The sequence below is a fragment of the Klebsiella huaxiensis genome, assembly GCF_003261575.2.
GTDB lineage: Bacteria > Pseudomonadota > Gammaproteobacteria > Enterobacterales > Enterobacteriaceae > Klebsiella > Klebsiella huaxiensis.
Genome location: NZ_CP036175.1, coordinates 5,574,900 through 5,596,155, shown reverse-complemented (window position 1 = coordinate 5,596,155; position 21,256 = coordinate 5,574,900). Strand labels below are relative to the sequence as shown.

16 protein-coding genes, 1 tRNA gene, 3 pseudogenes and 1 other annotated feature are annotated in these 21,256 nt (G+C 51.7%); of the genes and pseudogenes, 4 read left to right on the top strand and 16 right to left on the bottom strand.

The window, feature by feature from the left end:
• Window positions 1-37: 37 nt before the first annotated feature.
• The 4 genes and pseudogenes from DA718_RS26690 to DA718_RS26675 form a co-directional block, all read right to left on the bottom strand.
• Window positions 38-250, bottom strand: a complete 213-nt coding sequence (locus tag DA718_RS26690) for a YdgH/BhsA/McbA family protein (protein ID WP_016154425.1) — start codon at window positions 248-250, stop codon at window positions 38-40.
• A gap of 426 nt (window positions 251-676) precedes the next feature.
• Window positions 677-1,417 carry an IS21-like element helper ATPase IstB gene (gene istB / locus DA718_RS26685; protein ID WP_269150626.1) on the bottom strand — a complete coding sequence of 247 codons (741 nt, stop codon included), beginning with the start codon at window positions 1,415-1,417 and terminating at the stop codon, window positions 677-679.
• A gap of 13 nt (window positions 1,418-1,430) precedes the next feature.
• Window positions 1,431-2,974, bottom strand: a pseudogene (istA, locus tag DA718_RS26680) (IS21 family transposase).
• A gap of 267 nt (window positions 2,975-3,241) precedes the next feature.
• Window positions 3,242-3,697, bottom strand: a pseudogene (locus DA718_RS26675) (IS66 family transposase); the annotation flags it as partial.
• 50 nt (window positions 3,698-3,747) lie between these two features.
• Between DA718_RS26675 and DA718_RS26670 the strand changes: the two are divergent.
• Together DA718_RS26670 and DA718_RS26665 are read left to right on the top strand one after the other, a co-directional pair.
• Window positions 3,748-4,988 (top strand): IS3 family transposase gene (locus DA718_RS26670; RefSeq protein ID WP_162838707.1). Its coding sequence is split into 2 segments (ribosomal slippage): window positions 3,748-4,063 and window positions 4,063-4,988, totalling 1,242 coding nucleotides; the frame shifts between segments, so codons are not numbered across the junction.
• Window positions 4,056-4,172 (top strand) — a sequence feature (AL1L pseudoknot). It overlaps the preceding gene by 117 nt.
• A 46-nt stretch (window positions 4,989-5,034) precedes the next feature.
• Window positions 5,035-5,262, top strand: a pseudogene (locus tag DA718_RS26665) (transposase domain-containing protein); the annotation flags it as partial.
• 177 nt (window positions 5,263-5,439) lie between these two features.
• Here DA718_RS26665 and DA718_RS26660 read toward each other — a convergent pair.
• The 4 genes from DA718_RS26660 to DA718_RS26645 all read right to left on the bottom strand — a co-directional run bounded on the left by DA718_RS26660 (window position 5,440) and on the right by DA718_RS26645 (window position 10,696).
• Window positions 5,440-7,401 (bottom strand): DUF3732 domain-containing protein, encoded by a 1,962-nt coding sequence (locus DA718_RS26660; RefSeq protein WP_016154418.1) that lies wholly within the window; start codon window positions 7,399-7,401, stop codon window positions 5,440-5,442.
• Entirely contained in the window at window positions 7,398-7,886 is a 489-nt protein-coding gene (locus DA718_RS26655; RefSeq protein ID WP_016154417.1) for a three component ABC system middle component, read from the bottom strand. The genes DA718_RS26660 and DA718_RS26655 overlap by 4 nt, the downstream gene beginning before the upstream one ends.
• Window positions 7,883-9,106, bottom strand: coding sequence for an ABC-three component system protein (locus tag DA718_RS26650; RefSeq protein WP_016154416.1), 1,224 nt, complete (start codon window positions 9,104-9,106; stop codon window positions 7,883-7,885). Before DA718_RS26650 ends, DA718_RS26655 begins: the two co-directional genes overlap by 4 nt.
• A gap of 567 nt (window positions 9,107-9,673) precedes the next feature.
• Window positions 9,674-10,696, bottom strand: a complete 1,023-nt coding sequence (locus DA718_RS26645) for an IS110 family RNA-guided transposase (protein WP_016154415.1) — start codon at window positions 10,694-10,696, stop codon at window positions 9,674-9,676.
• 142 nt (window positions 10,697-10,838) lie between these two features.
• Between DA718_RS26645 and DA718_RS26640 the strand changes: the two genes are divergently transcribed.
• Entirely contained in the window at window positions 10,839-11,054 is a 216-nt protein-coding gene (locus tag DA718_RS26640) for a DeoR family transcriptional regulator (protein ID WP_223822565.1), read from the top strand.
• Window positions 11,055-11,097: 43 nt separating this feature from the next.
• Here DA718_RS26640 and DA718_RS26635 read toward each other — a convergent pair whose 3' ends face one another.
• From DA718_RS26635 to aspA, 8 genes are all read right to left on the bottom strand, one after another.
• The gene (locus tag DA718_RS26635; protein WP_016154414.1) at window positions 11,098-12,288 is read right to left on the bottom strand and encodes a tyrosine-type recombinase/integrase; all 1,191 of its coding nucleotides are present in this window, start codon (window positions 12,286-12,288) and stop codon (window positions 11,098-11,100) included.
• A 175-nt stretch (window positions 12,289-12,463) separates the two neighbouring features.
• Window positions 12,464-12,539: transfer RNA gene (locus tag DA718_RS26630), tRNA-Phe, on the bottom strand.
• 115 nt (window positions 12,540-12,654) lie between these two features.
• Complete coding sequence (locus tag DA718_RS26625; RefSeq protein WP_112216240.1) at window positions 12,655-14,742, bottom strand: DUF1176 domain-containing protein; 2,088 nt, start codon at window positions 14,740-14,742, stop codon at window positions 12,655-12,657.
• 68 nt (window positions 14,743-14,810) lie between these two features.
• On the bottom strand, window positions 14,811-15,386 hold the full coding sequence (locus DA718_RS26620) for a transcriptional regulator (RefSeq protein ID WP_112216244.1): 576 nt from the start codon (window positions 15,384-15,386) through the stop codon (window positions 14,811-14,813).
• A gap of 35 nt (window positions 15,387-15,421) precedes the next feature.
• Window positions 15,422-17,185, bottom strand: coding sequence for a protein-disulfide reductase DsbD (locus DA718_RS26615; RefSeq protein ID WP_112216239.1), 1,764 nt, complete (start codon window positions 17,183-17,185; stop codon window positions 15,422-15,424).
• On the bottom strand, window positions 17,161-17,484 hold the full coding sequence (gene cutA, locus DA718_RS26610; RefSeq protein WP_112216238.1) for a divalent cation tolerance protein CutA: 324 nt from the start codon (window positions 17,482-17,484) through the stop codon (window positions 17,161-17,163). Before cutA ends, DA718_RS26615 begins: the two co-directional genes overlap by 25 nt.
• Before the next feature lie 93 nt (window positions 17,485-17,577).
• Entirely contained in the window at window positions 17,578-18,879 is a 1,302-nt protein-coding gene (locus DA718_RS26605) for an anaerobic C4-dicarboxylate transporter (RefSeq protein ID WP_110274511.1), read from the bottom strand.
• A 118-nt stretch (window positions 18,880-18,997) separates the two neighbouring features.
• The gene (aspA, locus tag DA718_RS26600) at window positions 18,998-20,434 is read right to left on the bottom strand and encodes an aspartate ammonia-lyase (RefSeq protein ID WP_110274510.1); all 1,437 of its coding nucleotides are present in this window, start codon (window positions 20,432-20,434) and stop codon (window positions 18,998-19,000) included.
• Window positions 20,435-20,772: 338 nt separating this feature from the next.
• On the opposite strand from aspA, the gene DA718_RS26590 reads away from it, so the two are divergent.
• Complete coding sequence (locus tag DA718_RS26590; protein WP_004097899.1) at window positions 20,773-21,249, top strand: FxsA family protein; 477 nt, start codon at window positions 20,773-20,775, stop codon at window positions 21,247-21,249.
• Window positions 21,250-21,256: the final 7 nt, after the last annotated feature.

The window sequence follows — 21,256 nt, the reverse complement described above, 5'->3', positions numbered from 1 at the left end:
CGTTTACTGCTCAGGTTCAGGGTAATACCGTCCCGGATTACTTATCAAGTACTGCAGTCACGCGGGCAACGTTTTTCTGGTCTGCACTGGTGATGCGGTAGGACGAAGCACCGGATTCCTGGGCGATAGCGGCAATTTTCGCTTCCGCGTTGTTCAGGGTGTCAGCAGTAACGCTGACGGACTGGGCGAAGCCGGAGAAAGAAACTACGGAGAGCATACCGGCAGCAGCAAGCAGTTTGATGTTTTTCATGGTCATATTCCTTGGGTTATCTGGTCATCTGGTCATCTGGTGATACCGGCGTCATCGCCGTCTCACCTGTTGATGTGTATTAAAAACCCTGTAGTAAATACAGGGTCAACAAGTTATTTTGTAAATTATTGTCGGCTGTGTTTTTGTCGTTTTCATACAACCCAGCTCTTGAAAGAGCCTCACTGTGGCTGACGAGAAATGAGAAAATACGGCCGTAACAGACACCGCGAAACCGGGATTGCGCTGGGGAGATAGGTCGGTGCAGGGCAAGTTAACTTACAGGATTAGTGAGGGTTTATGATGTTACGGCTACTGATTAAGTACGCGTGCGTATTCTGGCGAAGTTGAACGGTTATTCCGGAGGAACGTGAACGCGTTATTCCCTAACGCGCCCTAACTTCTTTTTATTACACCGACCGTTCACTTTCAGTCAACCTGTGCCAGTCGTTTTCTCATCGACTCACCCTTCATTTCCAGCCGGTGGGAGTTATGCATCAGACGATCAAGGATCGCGTCTGCCAGCGTGTTATCGCCAACGCAGCCATACCACTCATCCGTTGGCAGCTGGCTTATCATCACCGTGGCGTTCTTTCCGTATCTGTCATCCATCAGTTCCAGCAGATCGTTACGCTGCGCTGGCAGCAACGGCTCAAGGCCCCAGTCATCCAGGATAAGCAGCTGCGTTTTTGACAGCTGAGCCAGCTGCTTTCGGTAACTACCGTCTGCGCGGCTGTGCGTCAGTTCAACCAGCAACCGGTTCAGTCTCCAGTACTGTACGCTGTAACCCTGCTGGCAGGCGTTGTTGCCAAGGGCGCAGCCCACATAGGTTTTGCCGCAACCGCAGGGGCCGGTTATCAGCAGGTTCTGCCCCCTGACCACCCATTCGTTCTGGCTTAGCTGAGCGATCCGAGAACGTTCCAGGTTTCTCGCTGGCTGGTAGTCGATGTCCTGGACCGAGGCTTCAAGCCTCAGGCGGGCTTTTTGTAGCAGACGTTTCTGTTTACGCTGATCCCTTTCGAGTGATTCGCGCGTGACCAGCAACGCCAGTCTTTCCCTGAAGGAGAGCTCTTCGTAAGTGCCGGGTTGCTCCATCTGTGAGGACAGCGCGGCCGCCATTCCCGTCAGTTTCATTTCTGTCAGCTGTTTCATCAGCGTATGTGGCATTATCGGATCCCTTGTTTCAGTGGAAGTGGCGTGGGCCACGGATGTTTTCATGTTCCTGAGGAAGCTCCCGGGACGGGTGCAGATCTTTGTCCGCCGGAACCAGGTCGCGGTTATTCTTCAGGATCGACTTTATCTGCTTCAGCCGGGTTAACCCCTCTGCATTGGCCAGCCGACAGCTGTTATTGACGCGCTCAGAAGGATATTCACGCGTCAGGCTCAGCAGCCCCAGACACAGGCGATAGGCCTGTTCCGGATGCGCTTTTTCAGCCAGACGCTCGCTGACCCACGTGAAGGTGTCGGAGCCCACACCGGCCGCCCAGCTTTTCAGCCGCTCTGGCGTCCACTGCTGATGATGACGATGGCGCTCCGGCATATGTTCTGCTGCCGTACTGTTGCCCGGATGAAGACGCCGCGGGTGACTGGCGATCATCTGCCCGTCAGACCAGACTTCAAGCAGGTTGTCGAAGGCATGAAGCTCCACCGTTTTACCGACGTGCTGATGGGGGACTGAGTAGTGATGCTGTTCATATTCCACGTGATAATCGATATTCACCTTCGCTTTTTTGATGTGCCGGTAGCGCCACTGCTGCACCGGTAATGGCCTGAGCACAGTTTTGTCCAGCCTTTCGAAGGCCTCACGGCGATTGCCCGGCAGTTTTTTGAAGGGACGTTCGTTGAGCCCGGTTACCAGCGTACGGATACAGTGGTTCAGCTCAGCAAGCGAGAAGAAGACCTGGTGACGGAGCCGGGCCAGGATCCAGCGTTCGACGATCTGAACGCCAACTTCCGCCTTCGGCTTGTCTCTGGGTTTTCTGGGGCGGGCAGGTATCACCGCAACCTGATAATGCTCAGCCAGCTGCTGATAGGAGGGATTCAGTTCGGGATCGTAACGACTGGCTTTGCTAACCCCGCTTTTCAGGTTATCCGGAACCAGGATTTCGGGGACTCCACCGAAGAACTCCAGCATCCTGACGTGGCTGAGAAGCCAGTCTGACAGCGACTGCGTATAGGTAGCCTCCGCGAAGGTGTAGTTTGATGCGCCCAGCACCGCCACGAAGATCTGGGCCTGCCGGCATTCACCCGTCTCAGGTGAGATAACCGACACTGTGGGTCCACAATAGTCGATAAAGCATTTTTCACCGGCAAGATGCTGCTGGCGCATGGAGCGTTTCTGTGACTGGCACCAGGTCTGGTAGCGGCAGCAGAACTGCGAGTAGCTGTACGCCCGAACCGGCATCCTCTGGCAGTATTCCTCCCACAGCAGGTGGCGGGTGACGCCTTTTTACGCAGCTCCATATGGATTTCAGCCCAGTCGGGATCCTCCAGCGCGCCAGGACGACTGTCAGACTCAGGATAAAGCAGACTGGCAAGTAGGGGCTCTGACATTCCTTCCGGAAGTGGCCAGGAGATCCCAGCGGCTTCAAGTCGTTTGAGCATTTTCTGGATGGCACCCGTGCTGACATCTGCGCACTGGCTTATCTGGCGGAAGGACAGGCCGACTTCAAAACGCAGCCTTAAAATTTCATGGATTTTATGCATTGCGATTCTCTTGTTTGGCATATATCACACCCTGGAATAAAAGGGATAGATATAGCATCAAAAATCAATGCGTTAAGAATGATTCTGGCAACGTGAACGGCAATTCCGGTCGGGTGAACACCGATTCTGGCAAAATGAACAGTGATTCTGGTCATGGTGCAAAATCGGGGTATTTTCCGCCGGAATACGCGTTCACGCAAAACCAGAAATAGCGTTCACGTTCCGCCAGAATACGCAACGCGATCACCGCCGGAATGTGTAAGCGTTAAACGAGCGCCGTATTGACGGTTATTTATCGGTAAGAACCACGTTCCATGGCAGCAGTTCCGCCACTTTGTTGCTGGGCCATTCCGGCAGTACGCTCAGGATATGGCGAAGGTAGGCCTCCGGATCGATACCATTGAGCCTGCATGTTCCGATAAGACCATACAGCAGGGCTCCGCGCTCACCGCCGTGGTCGCTGCCGAAGAAGATAAAATTCTTTTTCCCAAGACAGACGGCACGAAGGGCTCGTTCGGCTGTGTTGTTATCAGGCTCTGCCAGGCCATCATCACAGTAGTAGCACAGCGCATCCCACTGGTTCAGGGCATAAGCGAACGCTTCGCCCAGACGGGATTTTTTCGACAGAGTGGCGCTTTTCTCCACTAACCAGTCATGCAGGGATATCAGCAGCGGCTTACTTCGGGACTGCCTGGCTGCCAGCCGCTCAGTTGCAGGGAGGCCCCGTATTGCTTCTTCGATTGAACCGCCCCGGGAATCCTGGAGACTAAACTCTCAGTAAAAGGAGATCCCTGATGAAATCAAAATCAGCTAATCGTTACCCGCCGGAATTACGTGAGCGCGCTGTCAGAATGCTCATTGAGCATCTTGATGAATATGACTCTGAACCGGATGCTATCCGTGCCATATCGTCAAAAATTGGTTGTCATTACGATACCCTGAAAGGCTGGCTACGCCAGCACAGAAATGACTTACGCGGTGGTATCAGCCCCGTCAGGACTGGTGATGGCGAGCTGACCAGTAACGAACGTCAACGTTTAAAAGAGCTGGAGAGGGAAAACCGGGAGTTGCGTCGCAGCAATGATATTCTGCGTCAGGCATCAGCCTATTTTGCTCAGGCGGAGCTCGACCGCCACTGGAAAAAATAATGCCACTGCTCGAACGTCTGAGTGGTGCCCACGGGGTCGGGCCGGTATGCCGCGAGCTGGATATTGCCCCGTCGACATATTACTGGCATCAGCAACGTCAGCAATCGCCGGAAAAACACAGCCTGCGCTCGCAGCGTGATGCGCTTCTGAAGGTGCAGATACAGCGGGTGTACGACGATAACTATGGCGTCTATGGAGCCCGCAAGGTCTGGCGTCAGTTACAGCGGGAGGGCATCGGCGTGGCCAGATGTACAGTGGTACGGTTGATGAAACTGATGGGGCTCGCAGGCGTGCTCCAGGGCAAAAAAGTCCGCACCACAACCAGTCGCAGAGATACCGCAGCACAGGACAGGGTAAACCGCCAGTTCGTAGCGGAATGTCCCAACCAGCTTTGGTGTGCAGATTTTACCTACGTCATCACCTGGCAGGGCTTCGCCTATGTGGCGTTCATTATCGACGTGTTCGCTGGCGTCATCGTGGGCTGGCGGGTCTCATCATCGATGGAAACGTCGTTCGTCCTGGATGCGCTGGAACAGGCACTGTGGTCACGGCGACCTTCGGGCACCATCCATCACAGCGACAAAGGCTCTCAGTATGTCTCGCTGGCCTACACGCAGCGGTTGCAGGATGCAGAGCTGCTGGCTTCCACGGGGAGTACCGGTGACTCGTATGATAACGCGATGGCGGAGAGTATCAACGGTCTGTACAAAGCGGAGGTCATCCACCGTCAGGCCTGGAAGAAGCGCTCAGAAGTGGAACTGGCTACGCTGGCATGGGGGGACTGGTACAACAATCGTCGGTTGCTGGAACGACTTGGTCACATCCCTCCGATAGAGGCAGAAAAAGCGTATTACGCTTCCATCGGGAACAAGGTTCTGGCAGCCTGAACTTCCGAACTTAACTCTCTCCAGGAAAACCGGGGCGGTTCAGTATGAAAACGCCCTCCGGGTGGTTGCGCTGGGGCGCCGTAACTACATGTTCTTCGGCTCTGATGGTGGTGGTGACAGTGCGGCAGTGATGTACAGCCTGATCGGTAGCTGCAAACTTAACGGCATCGAGCCGGAAGCCTGGCTGCGCCATGTGATCAGCGTCATCAACACCTGGCCCGCCAACCGCGTGAAAGAACTGCTGCCCTGGAACGTCACCCTCTCTGTAAACTAATTTTTACCCCACGTCCTTCACGGTGCGCTTACGGTCAGGCGGAGTTAAGGTATTGTAGAAGTGTTGATTTCGGCGGGCTTAGAATGCAAAAACGGACCACCATGGAGGTCCGTTGATATGAATTTGGTGCAAGACTCGCAATCGAACCAAAGATGCGGGGATTTTCAAAACTCGTGCTTAATTTGGTAATTCTGACGGTAAAGGCCAGTCTTCTGGTACCAGGGCAGGGGGCTTGGTCCAGGGAAGCTCGGTTAAAGCATCCTGGAACCACTGGTCGCGAAGATTTGCGTGCTCTGTCACGATAAGCTGGAAGCCTGGGACTTCTTCTTGTGTAAACTTCAGCAGTAACGCAAACAGTCTACGTACTGCTGCTAAGTCAGCATCAGCTTCCGTTTTCTGAACAGTACCATCAGCTTCCTGGTAAATTTTTTCAGAAGGGAAATAAACTTGGGTAGGCTGATCAATTAAAAGAAACTGAGGAATGGGGCAATTGTTCTTTGAAGCAAAGAGATGAAGGGCTAACAAGGCAGACAGGTGATAAGCGAGATGATTTTCGCCACCGCCAGTTCGACTCATTGGTACCGGACGATCTGTACGATCAAAGATAATAGTCATTTGGCTTAGATCAAACCGTGCAGGGAGCCCCTGAAATTCTGCATCAAAAGCCTGGATGTAGCGTGTAATCTGTGACGAAATGTTATTCAGAATAGATATGAGTCTTTCATGGCTGCTATCAGCTCCAAATTTCCTTTGTAGGTCTTCGACTTTGAGCTTTAGACGACGATTTTCTGCTTCATATGTGGCCAGTTCTGAGTTAGGTACAAGGTCTTCAAGGAACAAACTTATACGACCAATTACTCTTGCCGCAGCATTATTGCGTGTGCCTAATTGCTCAATAACTTCGTTTGCCGCGATTGCCGCAGCAAGCTCCACTTCTTTGGCTCTTATCGAACTTACAATGGTCTGAACCTCATCTTCTAGTTCAGTAAGATAAACATCCATTTTAGGGCGTTGGCCAGCCACAATGCTCATTTCAGCGTCGAGAGTTGTTAGTTCGCTCAGGAGTGCTTTAGCAATTGGAGATTCCAGTGCTAAATTTGCTTCACAGAATGGCCATTGCCATTCACCAGTTTCCGGATTTTTCGGTAGAGCCTTGATAGAAGATAATCGGTCTTGCTGCTCTAAAACTTCGTTTTCAAAATTACCTGATTGCTTGGCATACATCCGAGCAGAATCAATTCGGGACTGGGTCTGACGTCTGTCTTGTCGTAAACCAGCAATTTCATTTTCAAGAATGGATATTCTATGTCCATCGTCTTCAGGTAGGGGGGACGGAATCCATTGCATTGCAGAACGCAAAACATCAATTACTTCGTCAGTTCCGATTCTCTCTTTGTCTTGTGTGATGATACCCACGGCTCTGGCTTCAGATAAAAGCCCAGAACCTTTTAGCAGTGATGTATCGATTGTATCGCGAGCTTGTTCAAGACGTTTGGCGTTGATTTTCAGATCTCGTTGTGCTGTTCGGAGTTTGGCCTCAAGTTCATAGCGATCATTTGATGAAATACCTAAAAGAATCGGTAATGTGTCGCGAATAGCTTGTGGCTGAAATGCCTCATTTTGTCGATAAAAAAGTTGATCTTTATTTGCTACAAGGCCCTGCTTTTGGAAAAGGTAATAAAAAGTATGCTTGATGTTTGCTTCAAAGCTTTCTCTGCTGTGCCCAATTGCCACGTCTGTACGGTTCTCGCGGATGCCAAGTAATCGTGACAACAGTGCGACTACAGAATCATCATCGGTGTTAACCGAGAGGTCTTTGAAATTTGGTGCGGTCAGTTCATTTCCTCGTCGCAGCATAACGGTGCCACAGCTTGTGGCTCCTGCATTTGGTGTTGGTTTCGCGATTAGTACTTGTTCCTGTGAAAATTGATAAATGACTGCGAACCATGACACTTTATCGCGAATAATACCTTCTGGTACGTTAAAAGTAGATCGACCCATACAGTATTCAATGATCTCAGAAAGAGCTGATTTACCGGTTGAGGAACGGCCAGTAATGACATTTAAACCATTAACCTTAAATTGCAGGTCCCGACGTTGGCCATCATGGCTGTAGACATGAATCGACTTAATTTTCATGGGCGTATTCCAAAGGTCGTGTACACCGTAACGCGATCTGCAATACGGGCAAATTCTTTTCCTATATAGCGCGCGACACGCTGGCATGAGATTGATTCTTCAGTCCCTATGACCGATTTGCGAACTTTATTAGGTATTGTTTTCAATCGGCCGTCTTGCGTTACGACAAAACATCCTCGTTCCATGAGCACTCCAAAAGCTTCAAGCGTAAATGGCAGCATATTATTGACGCGGTTAGCAAAATTAATGAGTAATTTGGGATTGTTTTCTATAGTTTTCAAAAGGTAGCGGCGAGGATTTTCAGCAAACACTTGGCGAGAATCTTTTTGCAGACATAATGGTAAAACTAAAAGAGCGAGAGAAAATGGCATGCCCTGTGAGTTTTCCTCTTCGTAGCTCTGCATTGCTCTGAATAGTACAACACCACAAAATGCAGGATTGAAAAGATTCCTTATCTCGAATGGACGCTGATCCCATTGCTTCATGCTTGGGCTCCCAACAATTGCCCAATTCTATTTAGGAAGTGGGGATGCCAGAAAATTTTGGGTAGTGGTCTACTGTTCGCAAGGATGTGAAATCCTCCTCGAACTACATAAGGCTCAGTCACTCGTTCTCGGATTCGCAATGAGTGAATATTACCACTTTCAAGATCGGCCCATTGATACAATGCTTTTCCCGCAGTAATAAGTACTTCGTCAGCTGAATTTTCATCTAATTCTTCAAAAACTACGTCTTTATAGCGACTCCATTCATCAACAAGGCGGTCTTCATAATCTTCCATCTCTCCTGTTACCAAAAGGTTTTCACGCGCCCATGAAGAACGCTGCTCAAATGCTCGGTAGTAGTCGAGAATAGCGTTTCGGATACGATTAGAGGAAACCCCTATTTCACGGAGTTGCACAACAAAGAGCCTGGGATCATTCATCGCATCGATTTCTCCAACGGGAATTTTTCCTCTGAACGTAATCGGCAGATTGTCCGATTTGTACTCTTCAGAAAATGCTGCAAGTTTGTCGGAAATCTCATAACCAAAAATCGCCTCTTTACGTTTCCCTGTTAGCAGATCGACTATCGTGTTATTCCACCACCCTTCAAGTCGTTCAAAAATAGCGTCTCGGTTATCGCGTCTAATGATACGCATGTGTTGATTTTTGATAATTGTTGGGAGGTCTTCAATGCGAGGCCCGCCATCAAATATGATTATCCGTGATAAGAAGTCATCTTTTTGCTCATCAGTCAGTTTATTGAACTCATCGGCTATTGCCGTGATCAGTTTTGACTTGCTTCTAGCCAGAGCTGTGTTGGTGAGTTGAGTTATTGATACTGAATTATCGTCTTTTGTTGGCGGTTCGACTAAGAAGTGTTGCAGGAACGAGGAGTTTGAGATAGATCCGGTCGTAAACAAAAAGAAACGAAGATTTGCTTCGGTTTTACCATCACGATTATAGCGGTCAAGCCAGATGCGGACTGACTTCCAAAAATCGGTAGACAGGTCGGTTAGAGTATCCCCATCCCCTTTGTGTTTGAGCGATGCCAGTGTTTTGACACCATCAAAACTAACGAAGTCTAGGTCATCATCTTTTTCGATCAAAACAGATGTATCTTCTGGCCACTGAAGAAGCTTAAGTAGCGCAAAACGAGGCTGATAGATATACCCTAAGCCCTGTTCACCAGCAGCGTATTGATCGCTAGATACTCCGGTCATTTTAAGTCCCTGCGTCGATTGCGCTTTCAGCTGTACGGAAAATGGCTCATGAAAGCAACAAGTTACCATCCAATGTTTGGTGGTACGTATCACATCATCGATATTAGCTTAAAACAATACCACTGTGTTTCCTGCGTGAATAGAAAAAGTAAGTACTTGAGAATGCTAAATGTGAAGTGAATAGCCTTCCGTGCCGAGGTTTATCGTGCTGATGAGGCACTTTGTAACCTGAATGGAAAACGGCGTTCGGTCATGTGAAGGTTTTTGTTGTAAAAACGCTTCTTAATAGGGGGACCTATATGGTCTTCCCCCGTATTGCAAGAACGCAGTGACAATGAAAGTAACAGGTTTGCTTTCGTATATTCGGCCTGTTGATGAAGCTACTGCTTCTGGCCTTGATGAAACATTCGCGCATATCGTCCTTAACGCTTACACGGCCTTGATTAATTCTGGCCAAGCCCCGATCCCAGGTTTTCGATATGCAGGTTTGACCTGTTTTTCATCGTTTCTGCTTTCTACGCAATGCTGGAGTTAACGGTATAAATTACCCTGTTTCAACTTCTTATTTCATGCTACCGAAACCCGGTAAACTTCATTACGAGTGATAATAACCCAGACAATACGAATTAACTTATTTGCCAGGGCGACGACTGCCCTGTTAAATCCTCGTTTCTCCCGGACCAGGTTAACCCATGAGCTAAGTTGATCCGTTTTGCCTGCGGATCTGAACAAAACAGCTCGGGCACCATGTATCAGCATTGATCTGACGTAGCTGTTTCCACATTTGGTGATCCCCAGAAGAACCTGTTGCCCCCCTGTGCTGAATTGTCGTGGAACCAACCCAAGAGCCGCTGAAGCATCCCGACCTCTTTTAAACTGTTTTCCATCACCCATCCAGCTTTTCACTGCCAGACTAACCAGTGGACCAAAACCCGGAATAGAAAGTAGGCGCTGGCATACTGAATCCCCGGCGGCATTTTTTCGCTGTCGGTTGTCATACCATATGAGTTCATCATCCAGAGCCGCCAGCCGCTGATATTGCCGTTGTAACAGTTCACGCATCTGGGGCGTAAATCCATTCTCTGCATCTTCAAGCAACTCGGGTAATTTACGTCGAAGCTCAGTTGCGCCTTTACGCAAAACAATACCATACTCTGCCATTAACCCTCTGATATGGTTGATTAACTGCGTTCTTTCTTCAGAAACAAGTCGTCGCATTTTTAAAAAGGTTTGTTCATCCTGCTGAGATAGCGTTTTTACCGGAACTGGGCGAATTGTTCCGTGCCAGCAGGCTTCGGCAATGGCCTGAGCATCGTTATAGTCGTTTTTCTGGCGACGCTGATAAGCCCTGACGTGCTGAGCGGGTAGCATCACAACATCATGCCCCGTCTTTTGAATTTCTCTGGCCCAGTGATGAGAAGCACCACATGCCTCCATGGCGACAATCATCCTGGACTGTGTCGTAAACCAGCCAATCAACTTTTCACGAGAGAGCTTAATCCTTCCACCAGGCTTCCCTTCCGGTGAAAGGCTGAAAAGATAAAAATTTGTTTTCGCAAGATCAATTCCAATAATGTTCAGCCTTGACATGGTTTCTCACCCTTTCAACGCTGATTGAATTACCACCATCATGACGGTATTGAGAGTCGCCGTGAAGGAGGGGGTAGACCATCTCATCGCTTACGTTGCTGATGAAGACATTACAAACATCGCGGTGTATTAATCAACGGGGATCAGGTCAACCCGCCTCAACAATGGCGAGTCACTGACCGTCAGGAGCCTTGCTGACGAATTTAGCATTTGCGAAAAAACAATACGGCGTGATCTGACCGAACGTCTTGCTTACCTGAACTTGCTCCGACAGGGAAAGCAGTACTGGATCGCTTCACGTTTAAGTCCATACAGCGCGGTAAATATGCCAGAAGGTTATAGAACAAACAAAAAATAAAAGAATTACGTTCCCCGCACCTTCAGGTGCGGGTGAACAACCACTAACTTTTTGTCGATGAACTGAGAAGATTGTCAATATAATCAGCGTACCACTGCATCATTTCTCGTCTTCCATCCAGATACTGTGCATGGTTATATGTGCCGCGAATGCTGTTTTTATCCACGTGAGCGAGCTGCATCTCGATCCAGACTGTATTAAACCCCTGCTCATGCAAAATGGTGCTCATAGTGTGGCGAAAGCCGTGTCCGGTAGCTTTACCATCGTAGCCGATACGTTTGATAACCATGTTGATACTGGCTTCACTCATCGGTTTGTTGATGTTGCAGCGCCCTGGAAACACGAGTTGATACTGACCGGTATAAGTGCGGAGTTCCAGCAGGATCGACAGAACCTGGTCTGACAAAGGCACCAGATGTTTGCGGCGCTTTTTCATCCGGCTTTCGGGGATTGTCCACAATGCATTCTCCAGATCAAACTCTTGCCATTCTGCAGCGCGAAGTTCAATCGTACGAACCCCCGTCAGTAGCAGCAGACTGGTTGCCATACGCGTAATGCAACTGCCATGGTAATTAGCCAGACTGGCAAGGAACGCGGGTAACTCGGATGCCTGTAGGTGAGGGAAGTGCTCGGTCTTTGGTGCGGTCAGAGTACCGGTCAGTTCCGCAGCTGGATTAATCGTCGCACGCCCTGTTGCTATGGCGTAACGGAAGATCTGATTGCAGTACTGCCGGACCTTACGTAATTTTTCCAGCGAACCGCGTTTTTCAATCAGCCGTAAAACTTCCAGCATCTCCAGAGGCAGGATCTCAGCGACAGGGCGTTTGCCCACATACGGGAAAATATCCTTCTCCAGCGCCTCCTGAACGCTTTCTGCGTAGCTTTCCGACCATGAGATACACTTATGCTTATGCCACTCCATGGCGAGTGCCCTGAAGGTATTTACGACGGATATTTTTTTGGCGAGTTTTTCGAGCTGCTTTTTCTCACTCGGATCGCCGCCATCAGCAATCACTTTTCTGGCTTCATCGCGTTTTACACGCGCGTCAGCCAGAGAGATTTCAGGATAAACACCGATAGATAACTTTTTCTCTTTACCGGCGATACGGTATTTCATACGCCAGTAGCGTTTTCCGGTGGTGGTTACCAGGAGAAAAAGGCCACGTTCGTCAGAGAGTTTATAGTCCTTCTCTTTAGGCTTGGCGGTCTCGACCTGCCGGGCTGTCAGTGCCATATGGGGGCCTCAATTTTCATTGAACACAAAGAGCCCCCTGAAAAGCCCCCGGATGCAACTTGATTTAGAGAGAATCGAGTTGAGGTCAGTGGAGTTCGTAATGTTGGAAAGTGGCGTATAGCAGTGATTATACTTGAGTTTTGTGATGTTTGGGAGACGTACATTGAAGTGAAAGTGGTGCCCGGACTCGGAATCGAACCAAGGACACGGGGATTTTCAATCCCCTGCTCTACCGACTGAGCTATCCGGGCAACGGGGCGCATTAAACCGTAATCCGTACGATCCGTCAATCAAATTTCTCGATTTATCTACCGGTTGCTTAACTTTACGGCAATTCTGCGCCCGAAGGCGCTTTTTTGCTTAAAATCACATCATGCCGTTATCACCTTCGCGGGTTTTCCAGCCGCTGGTTACCGAGATAGCGCGGCGCAGCCCGGATATGTTGTAGTCGCCAACGATGTCTTCGTCATCGCGCGGCGAGCTGATGGTGATTTCCGCATCAACGCCGTGACGGTATGCACCGTGGTGGCTAAAGATGGTACCGATAAAACATTTTTCGTTCAGCCAAACCGGAATGTAAGCCACGGTTTCATAAATATAATTAGATGCCACGCCGCTGTAGTAGCTGTCCGCATCGTCGGCTGATGTACCTGGGGGGATAGGGCAAATCGGCGCGTCGCTGTCGCTCTGTGGCTTATCCTTCAGCAGGCTGCTCTGCATCACTTCCAGCGACTTCAGCAGATCTGACTTTTCCCCGTCGCTCAGTGCAGGCGTCAGCGGCTGGTCTTTCTCCGGCGAGCTGATGTCGTCGAGGGTGTAGCGATAGCGAATTGTCACCGCCGGGGTGCTGCTGGAGGGGCTAAAAGGGCGCAATAGATAGAGGTTATCTTCGCCAAACTGGCCGTTGTACCAAAGCGCGTAAACCTGGCCGTTAATTCTTACCCAGTGGCTCCACTGGTTCGCTCCGCGGCCGTTCAGGGAATAGAGCGCACCAGGAACGCCTGCGTCAAAGTCATCGCCGTTGCCGCTGTCGTCGTTATTGACCGCATCAAAAGCATCATCCCCGCGTTTTAATACGCCGGTGTAGCTAAAGAGGCCCGTGCCGCCGACGTAGCTGTCGATGATTAAATCGCGTCTGCCGTCGCCGTCGAGGTCCACTAGCGTAAAGCTGACTTTGCCGTTTTCGGAGTCGGCGCTGATATCGGACTGGAGAAATGCCTGCCACTCATCATCACTAATATCGGCGGAGGGCTTCGTCGTCGAGACCAGAGAGTCATCCGCATAGGCCAGCGTAAAATGGCTGACATGACCGCTGAGGGGAAACTGTTCGGCGATTTTATTTAGATCCAACTCCGGGTTGGCCTGCTGCTCTTTTAATACGGCGTTGTATAGCGCCTTCAGTGCGCTGTTATCGGCATCTTTCTGCTGCTTTGGGATCACCTGGCTAACGAACGTTGGCAGCATCCACGCGCCGCCGGGGGCGATTTCACGGCAGTCGCCAGTAGTGTATTTCAGGCTCTGGACAAACGTTTTGCCATCCCAGACGCGCTCTTCTCCGCTAATACAGTCGGCGATACCGCGGCCTTTGTGGAAAAAGGTGATAACGCCATCGGCATAGCTGGAGGCGTCGGTGGTTACCAGTTGAGGCTGGGTCAGCAGCGTTTTATCCACGACCCATACGGCGTAGCCGTCGTTATAGGCCGCGCGCCAGCATAGTGTCTTGATCAGCGTGTGGCTTTTATCCAGCGGGGTGGCGGTGAGCTGGCGCTCCGATGCCGGAATATCAGCGTTCTGCCAGTCATCGCAATGGCTGTTGAGCAAAGGGACCAGCTGTGGGAGAAGTTTTTGCCGCTGCTTTGCCGTTAGCGTCGTGGTTGCTGCATTGTGAATGACAGGCGCGGCGATAATTTCCGGCGCAGGCGTTGCCGCCAGGATGTTGTCATCTCCTGCATCGCCTTTACGCAGCAGCGCATCGGCGGTGCCCAGGCGCTGCTGGAACTCATCCATTTTCAGAAATACGGCGCTGCTGCCTGTGCTGGAGAGCTGCTTGCGCTCGTCGTTAAGCGCCAGCTCAATTTTGCCGTTGTGCTCCAGGGCCTGAATCAGAGCCGCTGTCTGGGTATCGTCAAAGCGAAAATGGCTCTCGTCGTTGGCATCAAGCGCGCCGTTATCCTGACCGTCGATGAATAAATTCACCGTCGCATCGGGCGGAATATCGTGCTCGGTCTGGGCGAAGGTGGCGAGGGCGATGACGTGCTGTGCCTCGCCCGCGTTGCGTGTCAGCAAGACGCTGACTTCACCCATTGTCGTGCCATAGCCCGCAGCCCGACAGGTACCGGTGTTGTCACAGGCAAGTTCCCAGTCTTTGTGCGCGAAAGAAAAACCTTGCGGGGAAGCTGCCAGAAGCGGTGTCGAACACAGCCCCATGATGGCAACCCAAAGAAGAGAACGCATATAAAACCCTGTCAGCATATCCGTGAGGGGGAAATTATATGCGTGATGTATCGGTTAAGATATCGGAATCAGGTTAGAGCCCCGCCCATTCGGCACTGAGCAAAACGCAAAATGTCTTCCGCCAGGCGACGTGCGGTATCGACATCGGCCTGACTGCGTTTGATCAACAGGCGGCTCAGGCAGCCTTCGATAATAAGTTCCATCTGCTTCGCGACCATTGCCGGATCGTCAACTTCGAGCTGGCTAAGCAATTCATGAGTGTAGGCCAGCGAAGCCTGCTTTTGCTGCTCAGCAAGCTGATGGATCGGATGCTGGGCGTCCGGATAGAACGTACAGGCAGCAATAAACAGGCAGCCTGGATAGCGATGATTGCTCACGCATGTGGTCAGCGCAGCATAACGCGCCAGCAGTTTCTGCTCCGCGCTTAGCGAGTCGTCCAGCAATAGCTGACGACGCCAGACGTCGACCTGATGGCTGAGATAGCGTAGCGCGTCATACAGCAGGGCTTCGCGGTCGGGCCAGAAACGCTTGAGGTCATCGAGCGGGTAAGCCACGCGCTCGGCGACCATTTCCAGCGTGGTGTTCGCGATACCCTCGATTTCGAGGATTTGGATGGCTTCACCCAGGACATCTTCACGTTGCACGGTCTTCTCCTCCATTTTTCCTCCTAAAGTGTCGCTCACGGTTGTCGATCGCGCAAATGGGCGCTGAATGCCGCAGCATCCATAAAACCCGTAACGCGCTGTGCGGGCTGTTCCTCTCCCTGTTCGTTGAAGAACAGAATCGTGGGTAGGCCAAGCACCTGCAGGTGCTTCAGCAGAGCCGCGTCTTCAGCGCTGTTCTTTGTGACATCCACTTGCAACAGAACGGTATCTTTTAGGGCCTGCTGTACGTCAGGCGAACTAAAGGTGTATTTCTCGAACTCTTTGCAGGCCACGCACCAGTCGGCGTACAGATCGAGCATCACCGGTTTGCCTTTAGCCTGCGTCAACGCCTGGTTGAGCTCGGCGATATTATTGATGCGGGTAAATTCCAGATGCGCCTGCTGTTGGGCGACTGCTGTGCCGAAAGCCCAGTCCTGTAACGGACGTGCGCTGACCAGCGCGGCGCCAAGCATCACAATCTGCACAATGCGCAGCCATGGGCGGGTGGCGCCAAGCGAGGTAATAAACGCCCAGCTAAAAAAGGCGACGCCAAGCAGCGACCAAAGCCGCAGGCCCCAGAGATCGCCGATGATACGTTCCAGTAAAAATACCGGCAGGGCGAGGATCACAAAACCAAAGGCGGTCTTGACGTGAGCCATCCACGGGCCGCTTTTTGGCAGCAGGCGGTTGCCGAATACGGTCACCAGGATCAACGGTAGCCCCATACCGAGCGCGTAGAGATACAGCGTTCCGCCGCCAAGCCACAGATTACCGCTCTGGGCGATATACAGCAAAATGGCGCTCAGCGGGGCTGTCGTGCAAGGCGAGCAGATGAGTCCGGCAATCGCCCCCATCGCAAATACGCCGCCCGGCGAACCGCCCTGACGTTTGTTGCTCATCAGCGTCAGACGCGTTTGCAGCGATGAAGGCAGTTGCAACGTAAACAGACCAAACATCGATAGCGCCAGCAGGATAAATACCACCGATAGACCGATTAGCACATAAGGATGTTGTAGCGCTGCCTGGAACTGTAAACCTGCAGCGGCGACCACCAGTCCCAGCGCAGTATAGGTTAACGCCATCCCCTGAACGTAAATAAACGCCAGCAGCAGGGCGCGGGCGGTGGAAAGCCGCTGCTTACCACCCAGCACGATGCCGGAAATTAGCGGGTACATCGGCAGCACGCAGGGGGTAAACGCGATGCCAATACCAATTAACAGCGCCCATAGCGCGGTAAAGGGCAGGTCGGAGTCTTTGTTATCTGGGGCCGGGGAAGAAAGATCAGACGGCGACTCTACCGGTAGCGCCGGGCGCGTTTCCAGTGGCAGAGGCGGGTTGAGCTTCGGGGCTACAGCGTCGCTGCTGGAGAGTGCGAGCGCCTTGCCGAGCGGCACGATTTTAGTTTCTGGCGGATAGCAAAAACCGGCATCTGCACAGCCCTGATAAGTCACGGTAAGGGTCGCGCCTGCGGCTGCCTGAGTGAGGGTTACCGGTACGCTCAGGCGCTGGCGGTAAATTTCACTTTTGCCGTAGAACTCATCCTCATGCCATTCGCCTGACGGCAGAGAGGGTTCGGTAAACGTCGCATCGGCGGACGTCAGTTTGATCTGTTTGCGATAGAGATAGTAACCATCCTTGATTTGCCAGGTCAGATTTAAGTCGCGTTGGTTCTGCTGAAAATCAAAGGCGAAAGCCTGATCAGCAGAAACAAAGTTCGAACGGCCAGGTGTGTCGAACAGTCCGGCAATGGCTGATGTGCTGCAAAGCAGCAGGATCAGCGTAATGATGCGTTGAGCCATGAGAGGTAATCGTTGTCTCCGTGAATGACGGGCAGAACCAGAAGTTCAGGGGTTTGATACGGGTGATGGGACTTCAGGCAGTCCAGCAACGCCTGCTGGTGGGCGAGATCGGTTTTCAGCAGCATTTGCACTTCATACTCCTGCTCCAGCTTCCCTTCCCAATAGTAGAGCGAAGTCGCTCCCGGCAGGAGAGTAGCGCAGGCGGCGAGTTTTTCCGCGAGCACTTTGGCCGCCAGATCCTGGGCGGTTGCTTCATCCGGCGCGGTACAGAGTACAACAACAGCATCAGGCGTAGTCATCGTGAACCTCGTATCAGCGAAAAGAGGCACTATAGCACGCAAGGTAAAGGGATTAACGAAACGGGCCAGGATCTGGCCCGAATTTGAAGAGATTTACAGCAGAATGCCACCAAAAATAAACCCGAGGATCACGCACAGCGTAATGGCGATCACGCCGGGGATCAGGAAGGCATGGTTAAAGACGTATTTGCCAATGCGGGTCGAGCCGGTGTCATCCATTTCGACTGCTGCCAACAGAGTCGGGTAGGTTGGCAGGACGAACAGCGCGGAGACGGCGGCAAACGAGGCGATGGCGGTCAGCGGCGTCACGCCCAGCATGAGCGCAGCGGGCATCAGCGCCTTGGTGGTGGCGGCCTGGGAGTAAAGCAGCGTCGCGGCGAAGAATAATACCACCGCCAGCAGCCACGGATAGTTGTGCAGCAGGTCGCCCGCGACGGTCTGGATATCGCTAATATGCGCTTTGACGAAGGTATCTCCCAGCCAGGCGACGCCGAGAACGCAGACGCAGGCGCTCATCCCGGATTTAAACGTGCTGGCGTTGAGCACTTCACCGGTATCGATTTTGCAGGTGATGCTAATCAGCGTGGCGATGGTCAGCATAAACACCACAATCGCTTCATTACGCGGCAGGACCGGGTTTTGAATCAGGCCAACGGTGTCGCTGATAGCGGTGGCGTAGAACATCACCGCCACGATACCGACCAGGAACAGCAATACGGAGCGTCTGGCGTGTGGCTTAAGCTCAAACACCTGACTACCGCGCAGTTTGACTTCCCCTTTTGCCAGACGCTCCTGGTAGACAGGATCATCTTTGAGCTCACAGCCGAGGAAGTTACATACGATGGCGGTGAGCATGACGGCAACCAGGGTTACCGGAATACAGATCGCCAGCAGGGTCAGGTAGCTCACACCCAGCGGTTCCAGGATCCCGGCAAAGAACACCACTGCCGCGGAAATCGGCGAGGCGGTAATCGCAATCTGCGAGGCTACCACGGCGATGGAGAGCGGGCGTGAGGGACGGATGCCCTGTTCTTTCGCCACTTCGGTGATAACCGGCAGAGTGGAGAACGCGGTATGCCCGGTTCCCGCCAGCACGGTCATAAACCAGGTGACCAGCGGGGCGAGAAAGGTGATGTATTTAGGATGACGCCGGAGCATTCGTTCGGCGAGGCTGACCAGATAGTCCATCCCCCCGGCGACCTGCATAGCGGCGATAGCGGCGATAACCGCCATAATAATTTCGATGACGTCGAAGGGGATCGCGCCGGGTTGAATTTGAAAGACGAGGGTCAGGACGAGGACGCCCAGGCCACCGGCAAAACCGATGCCGATGCCCCCGAGTCTGGCTCCCAGATAAATAGCCAGCAGGACAATAACGAGTTCTGCACTAAACATATATGCCTTCCTTGTTTTATTAACAAGTTGATATTGGATTGTTGTAATTTGGTGGAGCTGTAAGAACAAAAAAGGCATGTCATCGCTGACATGCCCGTGGTTAGTTTAATCTGAAAGTTTACTGTTCGCTTTCATCGGTGTATCGCTTCGCTTTATAGGCCGGATGCATTAGGTTCTGCGCAGAGAAGATGTCATCCAGCTCGGCTGCGGTCAGCAGCCCGCGCTCAAGCACCACGTCCCTGACGCTCTTGCCCGTTTCGGCGCAAATTTTGCCGACGATATCGCCATTGTGGTGGCCGATATACGGGTTGAGATAGGTGACGATGCCAATCGAGTTATAGACGTAGCTTTCGCATACCGCTTTGTTGGCGGTGATGCCGCTGACGCATTTCTCCAGCAGGTTGTAGCAGGCGTTGGTCAGAATATGGATAGATTCAAACATCGCCTGACCAATTACCGGCTCCATGACGTTCAGCTGTAGCTGACCGGCTTCGGAAGCCATGGTGACGGTGGTGTCGTTGCCGATAACTTTGAAACAGACCTGGTTCACAACTTCCGGTACCACCGGGTTAACCTTGGCTGGCATGATGGAAGAACCCGCCTGCAGTTCGGGCAGGTTGATTTCGTTCAGGCCAGCGCGCGGGCCAGAAGAGAGCAGGCGCAGGTCGTTACAGATTTTGGACATTTTGACCGCCAGACGCTTCAGGGAGCTGTGTACCATCACGTAGGCACCGCAGTCTGAAGTGGCTTCAATCAGATCTTCCGCCGGTACAACCGGCAGGCCGCTGACTTCTGCCAGCTTTTGGACCGCCAGTTGTTGATAACCATCCGGGGTGTTCAGGCGGGTACCGATGGCGGTCGCGCCGAGGTTCACTTCCAGTAGCAGTTCAGCAGTGCGCAGAATGCATTTGGTTTCTTCGTTCAGTAGAACGCTAAATGCGTGAAATTCCTGGCCGAGGGTCATCGGTACCGCATCCTGCAGTTGAGTACGGCCCATTTTCAGAATGTCCTGGAACTCGACGGCTTTATGCTGGAAACCTTCGCCAAGCTGGTTGATGGCGTCGATCAGTTTGAGGATTGAGGCGTAGACCGCGATGCGGAAACCGGTCGGGTAGGCATCGTTGGTAGACTGGCATTTGTTAACGTGATCGTTAGGGTTGAGGTACTGGTATTCACCTTTCTGGTGACCCATCAGCTCAAGACCGATATTTGCCAGCACTTCGTTGGTGTTCATGTTAACGGAGGTACCTGCGCCGCCCTGGAATACGTCAACCGGGAACTGGTCCATGCATTTACCGTTATTCAGCACCTCGTCGCATGCGGCGATAATCGAGTTCGCTACGCTCTTGGGGATCGTTTGAAGTTCCTTGTTAGCCAGCGCCGCGGCCTTCTTCACCATCACCATACCCCGGACAAATTCAGGGATGTCGCTGATTTTGCTGTTGCTGATGTAGAAGTTTTCAATCGCTCTCAGAGTATGAACGCCGTAGTAGGCGTCAGCTGGAACTTCCCTGGTACCCAACAGATCTTCTTCGATACGAATGTTGTTTAACATGTGAACCTTCTTTTCAAGCTGCTATATGAATTCACCCAATACGCAGAATTTATGAGATCTCGCGCATTTTCTAGCCGCAGATTATTTCTTTAACCGGCCCGGTGCCCACGATCATATGCTGATGATAGCGAATATCAGTCATCCTGATCACTTATTATGTAGTGAATTCTATAAGAATTATTAATTTGTGAAATGAATCACCGCTTTTTCATTCTTGAAAAAAATAAGCTTTTTTTACGATTGAAAAATGGTGCTTTGGCCCAACATCTTACTAATGCGAATAGCACATCTATGACTACGGGCGCCGATATCGGCGTCCGTTAATGAAGGAGACGCCGGTGCGTTGGATTCCGTTAATTGCCGTTTTTTTATACGTTTACATTGAGATATCGATCTTTATCCAGGTCGCCCACGTGCTTGGGGTGCTGCTGACGCTGATTCTGGTGATCTTTAGCTCGGTGGTGGGGATATCGCTGGTGAAAAACCAGGGCTTTAAAAACCTCATGCTGATGCAGCAGAAAATGGCGGCAGGGGAGAGTCCGGCTGCTGAGATGATCAAAAGCGTATCGCTGATTATTGCGGGTTTGCTGCTGCTGTTGCCGGGGTTCTTTACTGACTTCCTGGGCCTGCTGCTGCTGTTGCCGCCGGTACAGAAACACTTGACATTGAAGCTGATGCCGCACCTGCGCTTTAGCCGGATGCCGGGCGGTGGATTTAGCGCCGGGACGGGCGGCGGTGATACTTTTGAAGGTGAGTATCAGCGTAAAGACGATGAGCGCGATCGTCTGGATCATAAAGACGATCGCCGCGACTAAGATTCCT